At 38.7% G+C, this 15919-nt stretch carries 12 protein-coding genes; 8 read left to right on the top strand and 4 right to left on the bottom strand.

Features of this window, described 5'->3' with window-relative positions; translation table 11 throughout:
- Positions 1-73: 73 nt before the first annotated feature.
- On the bottom strand, positions 74-2173 hold the full coding sequence (locus IE080_RS00350) for a M28 family metallopeptidase (protein WP_189578288.1): 2100 nt from the start codon (positions 2171-2173) through the stop codon (positions 74-76).
- A gap of 178 nt (positions 2174-2351) precedes the next feature.
- Here IE080_RS00350 and IE080_RS00345 point away from each other — a divergent pair, with 178 nt between their 5' ends.
- Positions 2352-3170, top strand: a complete 819-nt coding sequence (locus tag IE080_RS00345) for a hypothetical protein (RefSeq protein ID WP_189578286.1) — start codon at positions 2352-2354, stop codon at positions 3168-3170.
- 262 nt (positions 3171-3432) lie between these two features.
- Here the strand turns inward: IE080_RS00345 and IE080_RS00340 are convergent, their stop codons facing one another.
- Genes IE080_RS00340 through IE080_RS00330 form a run of 3 tightly spaced genes read right to left on the bottom strand, consistent with a single transcriptional unit; the run spans position 3433 to position 7174 of the window.
- Entirely contained in the window at positions 3433-4185 is a 753-nt protein-coding gene (locus tag IE080_RS00340; protein ID WP_189578284.1) for a LytR/AlgR family response regulator transcription factor, read from the bottom strand.
- Positions 4182-5003 (bottom strand): sensor histidine kinase, encoded by an 822-nt coding sequence (locus tag IE080_RS00335; protein ID WP_189578282.1) that lies wholly within the window; start codon positions 5001-5003, stop codon positions 4182-4184. Before IE080_RS00335 ends, IE080_RS00340 begins: the two co-directional genes overlap by 4 nt.
- A gap of 11 nt (positions 5004-5014) precedes the next feature.
- Positions 5015-7174, bottom strand: coding sequence for a TonB-dependent receptor (locus IE080_RS00330; RefSeq protein ID WP_189578280.1), 2160 nt, complete (start codon positions 7172-7174; stop codon positions 5015-5017).
- Between the two features lie 289 nt (positions 7175-7463).
- On the opposite strand from IE080_RS00330, the gene IE080_RS00325 reads away from it, so the two are divergent.
- The 7 genes from IE080_RS00325 (at position 7464) to IE080_RS00295 (ending at position 15919) form a co-directional block, all read left to right on the top strand.
- Positions 7464-8447: a TlpA family protein disulfide reductase gene (locus IE080_RS00325; protein WP_189578278.1), complete on the top strand. Its 984-nt coding sequence runs from the start codon at positions 7464-7466 to the stop codon at positions 8445-8447.
- A gap of 13 nt (positions 8448-8460) precedes the next feature.
- On the top strand, positions 8461-8925 hold the full coding sequence (locus tag IE080_RS00320; protein WP_189578276.1) for a hypothetical protein: 465 nt from the start codon (positions 8461-8463) through the stop codon (positions 8923-8925).
- Between the two features lie 493 nt (positions 8926-9418).
- Positions 9419-9922, top strand: coding sequence for a winged helix-turn-helix domain-containing protein (locus tag IE080_RS00315; RefSeq protein ID WP_189578274.1), 504 nt, complete (start codon positions 9419-9421; stop codon positions 9920-9922).
- Positions 9923-10060: 138 nt separating this feature from the next.
- Complete coding sequence (locus tag IE080_RS00310) at positions 10061-10837, top strand: ABC transporter permease (protein ID WP_189578697.1); 777 nt, start codon at positions 10061-10063, stop codon at positions 10835-10837.
- 256 nt (positions 10838-11093) lie between these two features.
- Positions 11094-12308: an ATP-binding protein gene (locus tag IE080_RS00305; protein WP_189578272.1), complete on the top strand. Its 1215-nt coding sequence runs from the start codon at positions 11094-11096 to the stop codon at positions 12306-12308.
- A 1349-nt stretch (positions 12309-13657) separates the two neighbouring features.
- The gene (locus IE080_RS00300) at positions 13658-14407 is read left to right on the top strand and encodes an FkbM family methyltransferase (RefSeq protein ID WP_229800434.1); all 750 of its coding nucleotides are present in this window, start codon (positions 13658-13660) and stop codon (positions 14405-14407) included.
- A 9-nt stretch (positions 14408-14416) separates the two neighbouring features.
- A complete protein-coding gene (locus tag IE080_RS00295) occupies positions 14417-15919 on the top strand; it encodes an MBOAT family O-acyltransferase (protein ID WP_189578269.1) in 1503 nt (500 codons plus the stop codon).

The raw sequence follows: 15919 nt of genomic DNA, 5'->3' as shown, positions 1-15919 counted from the left end.
TGTAACCTGTGGGGATTTTAATATCAATTCATAGTTGAGACTATCTAATACTTTTATTTTCCTATAAATCAACTTACAAAAGAGCAGCAACCTTTTCGATACGCTGTTGTAAATCCTTGATCGCATTGGCGTAGCGGGTATCCCACTCTTCTAATCTTTCGGATGATTTGAGTTCAATCTCATATTGAATACCAGGCAGAATCCAGGAAGCATACCCACTAAACGGATCATTAGCAGCATATAAAGAACGATACCAACTGCCAAAATACATGCCTTTTGGATCAATAAAAGCCTTTTCCAAGGCGAGCATGGCTTGATTGATGCGTTGGGCTTTCTTGTTATCCAATTGATTGGAGATCAATGCTGCTGCAAGCTGCTGATCCAAAGATTCAGCAGCATTTTTCATAGAAGCTATTGCGGCGCGGGATTGTTCAAAGCCTAAAAATGTTGGATTGAAGTTTTTCACTCCTCTTTCCGAAGATGTAAAGTGCCCATCCAAATCTTTGGCATAACGTGATACCTGATAAGGAATGATATCTGCATTTGCCAAGCGTAAACTCATGATTCCTACCAATTGCTCAACTGTTCCTCCCATTTTAAAACTAGGGTCAGCGAATTTTTCATAGAAATGAAGATTGTCATAGTTGGTATGATACAAGGTTGGTCCCGAAGCTCCTCCACTAATGGAAGGAACACCCACATGCATGTAAAAAGCAATATGGTCTGAACCGCCTCCTAGATTACCAATCGTAGGTTCATCCCTTCTGCCAGACCATACTTCATATACCGTTTTAGCTGAGTCAGGGAAGCTAACTGCTTTGGCTGCATCCATGATTACTTTTTTCAAGGTAGGAGAGGAGGAAGCTCCAAAGTTTCTTCCAGATACAGCTGCATCCAAATTGATATAGGCGACGGCTTTAGCTTTCAAGTCTTCTCTAAATTGCTCAACCCATTCAGTCGAGCCAATGACTCCATGTTCTTCAGCATCCCAATGGGCTATCATGATAGAACGGGATGGCTTGTAACCTTCCGCTACCATTTTTCCCAAGGTTTCACTCAAAGAAAGTAACATGGCTGTGCCTGAATTGGGATCTGTTGAACCAAAACTCCAAGCATCGTAATGACATCCCAAAATCACCCACTCATCAGGGAACTCGCTGCCTTTAACAGTTCCAATAACATTGTTGGCACGGACAAAGCCTTTATCTTGGTGTACTTTCAATCGAACTTGAAGATCTGGGCCTCCTTCCAATCTGTACGTGTAAGGCAGTCCCCCTTGCCAGCCTGCTGGAACTGGTCTGCCTGTCATGCGCCCGATGATTTCTTTGGCAGAACCATAGGAAATTGGCGTGACTGGAATGGTATGTAATCCAACTTCTTCAGGCTTCAGACGATTTACTTTGGTTTTGCTATCCAAAGGCAAAGCCGGTTCAAAGGGAGTCAAAGCATCACCTGTCCAATCAACTGTAAGGAGTGAACCTCTTTGAATAGAACTTTCATTGTAAAAAATTCCATCTGGGTAGACCAAGCCTCTCATGTAGCCCGAATCTCCAGGGTCGGTGAAAATAATCAATCCGGCGGCCCCATGCTGTTCCGCAAACTTAGCTTTGAATCCACGGAAATTTCCTCCGTATCTAGCCAAGACGATTTTCCCTTTCACGTCTATTCCTAATTCCTTGAGTCGCTCAAAATCAGCTTTTGTCCCATAGTTGGCATAGACTACCTCGGCGGTTATATCACCATTGCCTGTAAAGGCATTCCAACCTTTCCATAAGTCTTTATGAGCTGAATATGGATCTTCTGCTAAAATATTTTCTTGCTGATTGAGTGGCATGCGGATTGGAGTTACCAATTCAATCAGGGATTCTCCGGCTCCAATGGGTAAGTAGACATCGTATGGATAGACTTTGACATCTAAACCAGCTTTTTTCATTGTCTCTACCATATAGTCTTTGACCTTTTCATTGGCCACTGTACCAGCAGGGTGGGGATCTGAAGTGATTTTCTCTAAGTGCTTGCGAAAAGCCGAAAAGTCAACAGTCTGAAGGAATTTAGTTTCCATAAGTTGCTGCTTTTCTAAAGAGGATTGCTTAAATCCATCCAAGCTTTGTGCATGCAATGAGCCAAAGGAAAAAAATCCAGCGAGTAGTAATGGGTAAAGTTGTTTCTTCATAGATGGGTAAATAAGATTTTAATCTTGGTAAGTAAACAAATATACTTTTCTCAAACGGAGGAAGTGCAATTTTTTTTAAACGGGGGATGTGATTGACAAATAGATTTAACAAAACCCTTTTTGACTTTGTGACGTTAGTTTTATAAATTAATCCAACATTTTAAGATTCTACTGTTTTATGAAGAAGTTGCCTATTTATCTTTTGTGCTTATTGGTTTTGGGTTCATGTATGAATGCTAAGCCAAATAAGATTTACGCGTATAATCCTGATGAAGAGTTAGGGGTGGAAGCCAATGAGGCTGTATTGTCCAAAGTTGCCTTGGATGATAAAAGCGCTGAAATACGTCTCATGGCAGTGGATCAGTTGAGTAATCAGTCTGTTCTTGCAACTGTTGCCTTGAATGATCGGGATGCAAATGTACGTATGGCAGCTGTCAGAAGACTGAGCAAAGAGTCTATATTGGCAGCGGTTGCACTTAATGATAAAAATCAAGAAGTGCGCAAATTGGCAGTAGAACGCTTGGACAATGAAAACGCACTTTGCTCGGTAGCTATGCAAGACAAAGATGCAGATGTCAGGAAACTAGCTTTGCGAAGAATTACCAATGAATCTGTGATTGCTTCAGCAGCATTAAATGACCGTAGTGATGATGTAAGGAAATTGGCTGTCGAGTTGCTTTCTAATGAATCAGTACTGGGACAGGTAGCATTGCAAGACCGGGATGCAGATATCCGGAGAAAAGCACTGAGAAAAATTTCCAACGAGTCAGTTATTGCAACAGCAGCCTTACAAGATAAGGATCAGGAAGTTAGAAAATTAGCCGTAGAAAAACTCTCAAATCAGTCAACCTTAGCTACTGTGGCATTGCAAGATAGAAATGCTGATGTACGTAGACAGGCAGTTAGAAAAGTGACCAATCCATCGGTACTCTCCAATATCGCTATCAATGATACAAATGAAGAAGTACGTAAAGAAGCATTGAGGCTATTACAATAAATATATTATTTATCCCGGAGTGGTCTTCTCCTTTTCTGGAGGCTGCTCAAGGCTTTTAAACTCTGTTCAAAACCAAGTTTATAGCTCTGATGAATGCCACAGCTGTAAACTTGGTTTGTTTTTTGGTCTTTGGTAAAAGTTGGTTTAGCTATCATCGTATTAAGATTTAATAGAATAAATTTCTGCAATTCGTTCAAAAAAATGAAAATAGCTATCCTAAAAATCGTTAATCAGATTCTTAATTTTCTTTAAAATTTTCTACTTATGAATCTAACCAGTTTTTAAAGTCCACGACTTTTTCTCTGCTGATAAGAATATCCTGATCGGAACTACCTTTCAGCTTGATTTTCAGTCTACTATTGGAATAAGTAATGATCTCTTCCACAGCTTTGATACTAGTGAAATATTTTCTGTTAAGTCGAAAAAAGTCATTGGGGTTGAGTTGATCCTCCAATTGTTCCAAAGTGTAATCCAAAATATGGCGTTTACCATTAAAAGTTACCGCAAAAGTAATCCGCTCTTCGCTGAAAAAGTATAAAATGTCACCTACCTCAAGGGCACTGATTTTTTCTCCGACTTTTACCATAAATCTTGTTTTATAGGTTTTTTGAGATTGCAGGAGCAATTGCTGGATTTGAGCAAAATCAATGCTTGGTTTTAGTTGAAGTTTATGGAACTTATCCATTGCTTGAGCCAATTCATTTGGATCGATAGGTTTGAGAAGGTAATCGATAGCATTGACTTTAAAGGCTTGTATGGCATATTGATCATATGCCGTAGTAAATATTAACGGACAATCTACCGTAACCTGCCTGAAAATCTCAAAACTTAAGCCATCGGCTAACTGAATGTCACAAAAAATCAAGTCTGGGTGGGGATGTTTTTCAAAATATGCCAATGCACTTTTGATGCTATCCAAACGTCCTTGAATGCTTGCCGAGGAAACTTGCTCTAGAATAAGCTTTTCTAATCGCTTCGCAGCTGGTGCTTCATCTTCTATAATGAGGATTTTCATAAGATGGAAATTCGAAGTAGGGGTAAGGTAACGGTAAACTCGGTTGCAGTTGAAAGGATTTGTGGTCTTTTATCGCTGAGCAATTGATACCTCCTGTCAATATTGCGTAAGCCAATCCTAGTTGAACCCTGTTCAATGGAAGTTTTTGGTTGCAAATTGTTGCTAACTACCAAAGCCTCATTCTCTAAATAAATATGAATATTCAGCGGCTGTTCTTGGGATGCAATATTGTGTTTCAGGGCATTTTCCAGCAATAATTGCAGGGATAATGGAGGAATGTAAGCTTGGGGGATAGAAGGGATATCGATTTGGTAGGTAAAGTTATCTTCCAATCGGATTTTTTGCAGGCTTAAGAAGCTGCTGGCAAACTCCAATTCCCTTTTCAATAGCACCAATTCTTCTGCCTGCACATCCAGCACATAGCGGTAAATTTTCGCCAATTGCTGGATAAAGGCCGCTGACTTATCAGGACTTTCATAAACTAAATTGGAAAGCACATTAAGGGAATTGAACAAAAAATGGGGATTGAGCTGATCTTTGAGTGATTGGAATTGAGAGGAAACGTTCTCTGTTTTAAGGCGTTCTGCCTCCAAAGCCGCATGCCTCCATTCGTACAACCAAGACCGGGCTATGAAAATACTGATGACGATGATCGCTACGATGATAGGGTAGAAGGTGTTGTTGAGGACGAGCATCCAATTGATATTTCCAAGATGCACCTCATCCACAGTGATTAGTATGTATCCCGAAATCAAGACAAAGCTTAGATTCCATGTGAAAATCATGAGGATGGCGGAAAGGGAAAGGTACGTTTTCATAGGTGTTTAGATTATAAGTTATTTAATTGATTTGCTGATTTGTCTTTACTAAGGGTGATAAATATGCCTAGAAACAGGAATCTAGGGGCTGTTTGTCTGATGGGGAGTCGGTCAAATTGGCCAGCCTCATTTGGTGTTGGACTGAAATTGTATCCGAAAATATTATCTCTCCCTAGGATATTGGAACAAGCTAAATGGATGATCAAATGCGGCTTGGGGAGGTAACTCCAGCTCAGACTCAGGTCTTGAAATCCCCGAGTTTTGCTATTCATTTCACCGGGAAAATTGGGGTCTGTGTAGGTATAGCCATCATTCATACTCCAAGATGTGCCTAGTTGGGATTTTAATGAGGGAATGAAATGTTTGACCACCACCGCAAGGGTGTGTTTGGGAGCAAATCCCGGTTGCACCTGTGATTGGAATGTGTAGAATTGCCGTTGGCTATCGACAAAGCTATAAGTGACCCAATAGTCTGTATTCTCAAAAGTTTGTCGGTCACGGAAGAAGAGGTCAAATCCTCTGGCAAATCCTGACCCATTTTGTTGGATATTCTGATAGGCAAATCGACCTCCATCGTAAGTGATCAAGCCATCATAGGTTTTGTAAAAACTCTCTGCTCGAATGGTACGTCCATTTTTACTCAGGAAGTAATTGAGTATGTAGTGACAAGCTTCTGTGTTTTGCAAATTGGTCTGGTTTACACGGATTTCCTCTACGGGCATTTGGCTGTATTTTCCGGCAGCTATGGAGAGTTGGCCTTCGTGTTCAAATTTGTAGGCAAAGGATACCCTTGGATCTATCCATGTTTGGGAGGCAAGTGCGCTATACCCAGTCCGTAAGCCAATTCGGAAAATCAGGCGATTGCTGAGGTAAAGGTCTGCTTCTGAGAATAGCGCTAACTGCTGATCTTCGAAACTTCGCTCCATTCCTTCCAAGGGTAAGGCTTCGCTATAGTCAAATCTAAAATGCTCCAATCCCGATTTCAGGGAAAATTGCTCAGAAAAATCTTTGATGGCCACCCCTTTGGCGTGAAAAACCCGGTTCGTATTGCGGATACTTAATTGATCAACTGTAAGGAAGTCGCTATTGGTGGAGAAAGACATCCCCCCGTACATACTCCAGTCTTTTTTCCCTGTATGCTTAGCAGACACCTGTGCAAAGGAATATCGGTTGTCTACGCCTAATAGGATGCCGCGCTCCTGCGGTATGCCGGGTTGGGCTTGCCAGATTTTCATGGTGCCTCGTTCGGTGCGGGCATATGCTTTGAGCAGGGTGTTGCTCCCTAATTTTTGCCTACCGAGAATTTCCGCATCCCAACTCGCAGGTGCTTGTTCCCAATCGAAGTTTTGTCGGACCATGTTTTGATAGGGACCAAGGTTCATATAGTTTGCACCAGCAGTTAAGCTGTTTTTTGTACCAACTAAGGTCTGATTATATCCAGCACCGATACCCATGATGCTGATATCTCCTTGACTTCTGAGGGGCATATCTACTGAATTTAGCGAAAGGGCAGAGGAGAGGGCATTCCCAAATTCGGCCGAGTATCCACCAGTGCTGAAAAAGGAGCCTTTGAAAAGGTTAGGGTTGAAGCGGGTACGTGTAGGCACATTGCTGGCTGTAGTACCAAAAGCATTGCCCACTTGTAGCCCATCGATAAAAATGGCTGTTTCGCTGGCATCCCCACCGCGCACAAATAAGCGTCCATCGTTGCCTACAGTGGCAGTTCCCGGAAGGGTTTGAAATGCTCCAATGATATCCCCCATGGCGGCAGGAACAGTGACAATATCCAAAGGCCGGAGTACCACTGCCTTTTTTTCATCCGAAGCTTCCAAGGCCCCTGCTGTAATGGTGACCGCTGTCATTTCGTTGATTGCATCTTTGAGTGTGATGGATAATTCCATTGTTACTTGTCCCTGCTGAACAGGAATTTCCTGTGTTCGGAATCCCAAAGCCTGAAAAATCAGAACAAAACCCTCATTTCCTTCCACCACCAATTCATAAGTTCCATCCAATTCCGAGCTAGTGCCTGTATAGGTTCCTTTGATGTAGATATTTACGCCGGGGATGGTTTCTCCCTGTTGGTTGTGGACTGTTCCTCGGACAGTCATTTGGGCCCAGGCACCTTGGGAGAATAGCAATAGTAAGAGTAATAATAGTTGGTAAGCTTTCATAGCCTTTGATTTTATCCAAAGGTGATGCATAGAAACGAGCTAGGAAAAAATACCTGACTGAGGTGTAGGATGAACTGACTGAAGTGTAAAGATTGCGTATTGAGTTTTTGGTGAGAAAGGGGAATAAGAGAGTAGAAATACCCAATTTTGGGTATTTATATAGTTGGTATGAATGAGTAGCTTTAAAAAAATATTTCCGTTATGCTGAAGGGAAACATTCCCAAAAAAGATGCGTTTTGACATTAAGGAAAGGAAAACTATTTTTAGTAGTTAAAAAATCACAGACAAAATGAAGAAAGTACTTTTATTACTTACCTTGTGTTCAGTACTATTTCAGGCCAAGGCTCAAAATAATGTTAATTTCAGTGGAGAAATTAGAAATTTGAATCCGGGAGAGTTAATCTATTTAGGCTTAGATGGTTTTATTTTGCCCTTAAAAATATCAGAAAATGGGGCTTTTTCGGTGAACGGAAATATTTCGCAAACGCCTTCTTTTGCGTATGTTGCGAAAATTTCAAAACGTGGTAAAATAGAAAAGCAGACTCCGTTGATTTGGTTTGAAAGTGATAGTCTTAACTTAACCTTAGATTGGGCTGACAAATCTTTCCAAGTTCTTGATTTGTTGCCATTTCAATCCATTTCCGAAAATATTGAGAATTTAAAAGGGAAATCACAAATCGAGTTCCTGCTGAAAAACCCTAACACTATACCTAGTTTATATTTTGCTGAAATGAATAAAGAAAATATGTCAATTTCAGACTTGAAAATGTTTTCTCAAGGAGTCAGTGAAGAAAATAAACAGACTATTTATTACAAGAGAATTTATAATTATTTGTCTGCGAAAAATCTTGGGGCATTAAAGAAAGGTCAAAAAGTTGAAGACTTTACATTACCAAATAAGGAGGGAAAACATGTTTCAGTTACAAATGGGAATACTAACAAAAGAATTATCAGCTTATTTTCCTCGGGATGCTTATTCTCTATTGCCAGTATTGACTTACTTGAACAACTCTCTCAAATGAATAATGATACAATAGAACTGATTACAATTTGGGAAGATCCAACCAAAGAAACATGGCTTAATACATATCAAGACCCTAAAGAAAAAATCACTTGGACAAACCTATGGGATGAATATGGATTTGCATCAACTTACTTGAATAGAACCATGTGGCCAATGTTTTTTGTCATCAATGAAGAGGGGCAATTGACCGAAATTATTAAAGGTTACAATAAAAAGTCAGCGAAAAAATTGAAAAAAATAGTAGAATAATGGACAGGAATTTATGGAAATCAAAGACATAAATGATTTTTCTAAAAGTTGGTCTGACGAGAAGCCAGCCAAGGTTTATATGCAATTTGTAGAGCTTCTAAGTGAGCTAAAGGCAAGAGATTTACCTGATCACCTTATTAGTTTTATAAACCTTAGTGTAGATAAAATCAATGCTTCAACAACTGAGGGTATACAATTGATAAAGCTGATCAAACAGGAGCAAAATCTCATTCTAAAGCAACTTGAAAAAAAAATGAAAATTGTCCCCATCAATTATTACCGTAATTTATGGTTAGTTTTAGGAATGACAGTGTATGGATTGCCTCTTGGGGTTTCGATTGGTATAAGCATTGGAAATATTGCACTTTTGGGGATAGGGCTACCCATTGGGATGGTAATCGGAATGGCTGTTGGTCTCAGTTTGGATAAAAAAGCACTCCAAGAGGGGAGGCAATTGAGTTTTGAAGTAAAAGATTAAAAAAACACCCTTGTAAAATGGACCTTAGCACATAGCTTATTCCAAAAAGTCTCATATGAAGCTATAGAAGCAATCGTTCGTCGTATCCTAACATATGACTCAGGATGCCTGAAAAAAATATGTTCCCCAACTGGAGGCAAAATAAATTGAGTAGGGCAAAGGATCTCCTTTCCAAAATAACAGTCTTTTGAAACAGTCAAATAAGATTAAAAAAAATTTGTTATCATCTTTCGAACATATAATTTTGTTTTAATGAGTAAAAAAATTACTCAATTCAATAGTGCTAAGTTTGGGACTGAGAGGGCGAAGCTGTAGTAAATTAAGCATGTGGAATTAAGAATGATCTGAAGTAATTTTTGCTTATCCATTAATTCTACCAATCCTCAGTTTTACGTGCCTTTTTTGCAGCAAATTCTTTGTAATTAAAAATAATATCTATAAAGCTGTTCCGGATTCTTAATACTTCATTTATAATTCCTAATTCTTCATTCCATTGCTCGATAGTCTAGTAACCTCCAAAACCCGGATTAAGCTTTTGCTGAAGTTGTTTTCGAACAATAATTCAGGCTATTTACGGTCTTTGGCAAAGGATTTTGATGAATCTACTAACTCGGTAAGGGTTGAATTAAATCGATTGACAGAAGCAGGCTTGCTTACCGCAGAAGATGAAGGCAAAACAAAGGTGTATAAAGCCAATCAGAAGCATCCGTTTTATGAGGAAATTTCACGGATGGTATCTAAATTTCTGGGTTTGGATGAGTTGCTCGGTCAAGTAGTCCGTCGCATGGGACCAGTGGAACGGGCCTATATTGTGGGTGATTATGCGATGGGAATAGATTCTGGGACTATTGAGTTAATCCTTATTGGCAAGGATTTGGATCTTAAATACATGGATTATTTGAAAAATAAAACCTATGAAAAACTCAATAGGCAGGTTAATGTACAAGTGTTAGACGCTGATCCAGGAAATATCGGCGGTATCCTCGTATTTGGATAATTATCTAATATCATCTAATCACCAATCACTAATCACCAATAACTAATCACCCAATAACTAATCACCAATCACTAATCACTTAATAACTAATCACTCTTGTCTCATTATAAACTCATCGAGCCTTCTTCAGGATGGAAGATGGTGGATTTAAAAGAACTCTGGAAATATAAGGATCTCTTATATTTTTTGACGCTTCGGGGTATTAAAGCCCGGTATGCCCAATCAGTATTGGGAGTATCTTGGGCGATCATTCAGCCTTTGTTTACGACCATCGTATTTACGATTGTTTTTGGAGGCTTGGCAAAAGTAGATTCTGATGGGATGCCATACCTGCTGTTCAGTTATTTGGCTTTATGGCCATGGAATTATTTTTCGGGTACCTTGACTGAATCAGCCAATTCCTTGATCCAAAATGCCAATATGATCACTAAGGTATATTTCCCACGGATGGTTTTACCTCTATCGTCTGTTTTGTCTAAGTTGTTGGATTTTATCATTTCCTTTGTTGTCGTCATCGGCATGCTTATTTATTTCAAGCAAATGCCCGGTTGGGGGATCATGGTACTGCCTATCCTAACCCTGCAATTGCTGATGTGCAGTCTTGGAGTAGGCATGGTCTTATCTGCAATGGCCGTCAAATACCGGGATGTCAAACATGCCCTTACATTTGTTGTTCAGATTTTATTGTATGCAGCGCCGGTAGTCTACAGTACCTCTGCTATTCCGGAAGCATACCTTGATTGGTATATCCTAAATCCTATGGTTGGAGTTATCGAAGGTTATCGCGCAGCTTTCCTAGATCGGCCTATGCCTTGGGAGTGGATTTGGCCAGGAAGTCTTGTGTCCATTGTGTTATTTGTTTTTGGAATGTTTTATTTCCGAAAAATGGAGCGAACCTTTGCTGATGTAGCGTAATTGTCAGCTTCGCGTTGTCGGCGCTGTGTGCTTTGGTTGTCATGGTTGTCTGCTTCGCGTTGTCATGGTTGGGTAGCACTTTGAGCTGGAGAACCACAACAAACCCGACAACCAAGAAAACCTTATAATCCCCGACAATCCTATAACATTAACAAAGACAAGTAGATAAAACAATTAAGTTCTAAAGTATTTTGGGTTACAACAATAAAAAAACAATTTTAATGAAATATATTTACGGTTATAACCCTAAATAATTATGGTAAGTCGTACCGTTTATATCGAAAAATTAAAAACACTCATTGGCAAACCCCAGATCAAAATCATAACAGGTATAAGAAGATCTGGGAAATCAACCGTATTAAAATTATTGACAAACGAAATAATTAAAACAGGTGTTAATGTATCTGAGATTATATATTTTAACTTTGAAAGTTTTGCGAATTCTCATTTGACTTCGGCAAAGGGCTTGTACGAAGCGGTAAAAAATAAAATCAAATCAACAAAAAAATATTACTTACTTTTCGATGAAATTCAGGAAGTACATCTTTGGGAAAAGGCAGTAAATTCATTCTTAGTTGATTTTGATGTTGATATCTATCTTACTGGTTCAAATTCCCATTTACTTTCATCTGAACTCTCTACACTATTGGCTGGGAGGTATGTTGAAATTCCAATATACACACTCTCGTTTGGTGAATTTTTAGATTTCCAAAAAACCTATTTAGAAAAGTCCAAAAATAAGCACTCGCTTTTTGTAGATTACCTTAGAAAAGGAGGGTTTCCTGTTATTCATACGTTGGAATATGACGAAGAAACAGCTTACCAAGTTGTAAGTGATATTTATGACTCTGTAATACTTAGAGATACAGTTCAACGGCATAAAATCAGAGATATAGAACTACTGAATAGGGTGATACAATACGCTTTCGATAACTTGGGAAATACATTTTCAGGTAAAAACGTAGCTGATTATTTTAAAAGCCAACAACGTAAAATAGACATCAACACTGTCTATAATTATTTGTCCGCTTTAGAAGGTGCCTTCATCCTTTACCGTGTTTCCAGATATGACCTAAAAGGGAAAGAAATCTTAAAAACCCAAGAAAAATTCTTCTTAGCTGACATATCTCTACTCTATGCTACAATGGGATTTAAAGATAGAATGATCTCCGGTGTCTTGGAGAATATTGTTTTTCTAGAGCTTAAAAGAAGAGGGTTTAAGGTTTTTATTGGGAAACTCGACAATAAGGAAATTGATTTTGTTGCAGAAAGAAAAAATCACAAAATATACATACAAGTTGCATATAAATTGGAAAGTCAACAAACGATAGACAGAGAGTTTTCACCCCTCATTGCAATTAGTGATCACTATCCAAAATATGTAGTATCAATGGATGACTTTTTTACAGATACTATAGATGGAGTAAAGCATGTGTTCATCAGTGATTTTCTTCTGTCAAACGAACTCTAACAATTAAATTAGCTTCGCGTTGTTGGCGCTGCGCGCTATGGTTGTCAAAGTTGTCAGCTTCGCGTTGTCGTGGTTGGGTTGCGTGTAGTAGAGGGGATTTGATTTTAGAATGAAGTGGATGCTGGGAGGGTTGTCTGCTTCGCGTTGTCAGCGCTGTGCGCATTGGTTGTCATGGTTTTCTGCTGGGCGTTGTCATGGTTGGGTAGCACTTTGAGCTGGAGAACCTCGATAACAAAGACAGCCACGATAACCCTGAGAACTTTACAACCCGACAACCCTGAGAACCCCGACAACCAATAGCTAGGAAATAGGATTCATTAGACAAAAAACGAGTGCTGCTAGATTTATAAAATCTAAAGGGTATTGTTACTTACTTTTAAAGTCGTTAATCGGTAATTACAAGTGTGCAATCAAACCGTCATAGCATAAGTGCACGACGGCATCTCTCAGTTTCAAAAAAATATCATGAAAATTAACTTTCTTTTCCTTATTTCCGGCCTTCTTTTATGTAGTTGTGCGAGTACTTTTCAATACCCAAGGCAGGAGAAACCTATTATATCAAGCAACGGGTGAAAGTGGGCTATGCTACCGTAAGGTCGGGTTTGGAGTACCTGGATGAAATCGAGGCTAAGAATATACTTAAAAAGGTCAAAACACCTAAAGTAAGGTCGGTGGAATAGGTTAAACTATCTATTGCCTCCTCTCTTTCGCTAACATCCCAAACCCGCAGATCAAGTTGTTTTTGGGTGATACCACTTGAATCAGCAAAGATCATTTTGCAGTTAATTTCAAATTTTCAAGATAAATTCATGAATCCCTTTGAATCTTACTATTCACTGAGTAATTTTATTACTCAATAAATGCTAAGTTTTGGGACTGAAAGGGCGGAGCATTAATAAACTTTCCATAAAGGTGTTGTCGTAACAAAAATCTGAAGATTTTTTTAATTTTATCTATGCTTGCTTTCCTGCTATTTTTAGGTACTTTTTATTGGATGGATGGTTTTTGGAAAAGGCATAAAATTTTTCATTCTGGTTTTTTTGTTTCACAAATAAGATAGTGGCTTTTCAGTTATGGGAAGTATATGGGAATTCTTCAATCTTTGGATTTTGAAAAGGTTTAGCCTTGTTGGTTCTTGATTGAAATATAGAACTTGGATTTATTTAATGTCTCTTAAAATCCGTTGGTTAATTTATTAACTTCTAAGGGTTATAGCATAAAGTCAAAAAGTTTGAATACAGTTTTTTTGGTAAACCAGAGTAACTCTTAAACAAGAAGAAGTAATGTTTGTCAAATCAAGTAAAAGCAATAAGATATATTCTTACTTTTCTTCAAAGCGATTTACATGGATGGGACGTTTCATTTTTTCATTCGCGCATAACATCTTAGAAATATTAGAAAATAAAAACAATAACCATTATACAAATGGTGAATTTTGGTTAATTAATCAGGTTAAAAAGTATAACCCTAAAATTGTTTTTGATGTTGGCGCCAATAAAGGTGACTGGACTATATTCCTTAAAAAAAGTATTCCTGACGCCTATATCTATTCTTTCGAGCCTATTACTTCTACATTTCGAGAACTTGAGAATAATACAAAGGTCATTAGTGGCGTATGTTGTAATCAGCTTGCACTTTCGGATAGAACAGGAAAACTCGAAATGAATTATTTTAAAGATAATTCACTTTTCAGTTCAATTTATAAGCATCCTTCATTAAGCGATGATTATGAACTTGAGATTGTCGAAATGATGACTGGCGATGAGTTTTGTATCACTAAAAACATAGAGTTTATTGATTTTTTAAAAATAGATGTAGAAGGAAGTGAATTCAAAGTTTTGCAAGGGTTTAGTTTTTTTTTAAAAGAAAAAAGGATTCGATTAATTCAATTTGAATACGGCCAATTTAGTCTAGAAAGTAAAGTTTTGCTGAAGGACTATTATGAATTCTTTGAAAATCTTGGATATGTAGTAGGAAAAATCTTCCCAACTTATATTGATTTTTCTCCTTATTCAGTCAAAAAGGAAAATTTTTTAACAGCCAACTTTATTGCTTTAGCATTTGGTGATTCTTTAACTAAATCATTTAAAGGTAAATAGGAATTACCCTTGATCTTTACATCAGTCGAATTTCTGATTTTCTTACCCTTAGTCTTCTTGGCTTATTGGTTTGTCTTTCAGAAAAATCTTAAATTTCAAAACGCATTCATCCTCCTAGCAAGCTATGTCTTTTATGGCTGGTGGGATTGGCGGTTTTTAGGATTGATTATTGCCAGTTCAGTAGTGGATTATTGGTGCGGGCTTAAAATTGTAAGTAGTAAAAAGTTAGAGGTAAGTGATGAAGAATCGCTCAACCCTACTCACAACTTACCACTAACCACTTACATAAGTTGGTTCAAGAATCCTAAATTTTACCTTACCCTTAGCCTTGTCTTCAACCTCGGCTTACTTGGTTTCTTCAAATACTTCAACTTCTTTATCGATTCGGCCACAGACTTGCTCACTCTTTTGGGTTTTCAGGCTCATTCCGGTACACTCAACATAATTCTTCCCGTAGGAATCAGTTTCTATACCTTTCAGACGCTGAGCTATACCATCGATGTGTATCGGGGTAAGATGAAACCTACCCAGGCCCCCGTTGCTTTCTTCGCATATGTGTCTTTCTTTCCTCAGCTGGTAGCAGGCCCGATCGAGCGAGCCTCTCATTTACTTCCTCAGTTCTTTAAAAAGAGGGAATTTGATTACCAGCAAGGCTCGGATGGGATGAAACTTATCCTTTGGGGATTTTTCAAAAAGGTGGTGATTGCTGACAACTGCGCTTTGGTAGTCAATCCCATCTTCGATAACTATCAGTCCGCCTCGGGGATTGAACTGATTATTGGAGCTGTCCTTTTCGCCTTTCAGATCTACGGGGACTTCTCCGGCTACTCGGATATTGCCATCGGTACGGCAAAACTCTTTGGTTTTGACCTGATGACCAATTTCCGAACGCCTTATTTCAGCAGGGATATTGCAGAATTTTGGCGTAGATGGCATATTTCCCTTTCCACTTGGTTTCGAGATTATGTCTATATCCCCCTTGGAGGGAGCCAAGTTTCCAAAGCTAAGGCCATCCGTAATATCTTTATTGTCTTCTTGGTCTCCGGATTTTGGCATGGGGCCAATTGGACCTTTATCGCCTGGGGAGGGATTCATGCGACCATGTTTATTCCTCTGTTTATATTCGGGAAAAACAGGACCTTTCTCAATTCAGGACGTCACCTGATTCCTAATTTTGGAGAAGTCTTTCAAATCATGTTTACTTTTTTTTTGGTGACAGTGGCTTGGGTCTTTTTTAGATCATCCAACATCACTGAAGCTATAGACTATCTGACTGGCGTGTTCAATCAGCCATTTTTCCCCAAATCGTTTGCTTTCTTTCCCTATGATCTGAGAGGAGCCTTAATCTTGTTTCTGGTATTGGATTGGTTGGGTAGAGGGGAAGCGACTAGACCTTTGAATTTTGTAGCCTACCAGAAGCCTCTTATTCGGTATTCGTTTTATTATTCTCTGATAGGACTGATATTTTGGATGGGCGGACAAGAAAATCAGTTTATCTATTTCCAGTTTTAG

The organism is Mongoliitalea lutea (assembly GCF_014652135.1).
Classification (GTDB): Bacteria; Bacteroidota; Bacteroidia; order Cytophagales; family Cyclobacteriaceae; genus Mongoliitalea; species Mongoliitalea lutea.
This window is presented reverse-complemented; position numbering and strand designations above follow the sequence as displayed.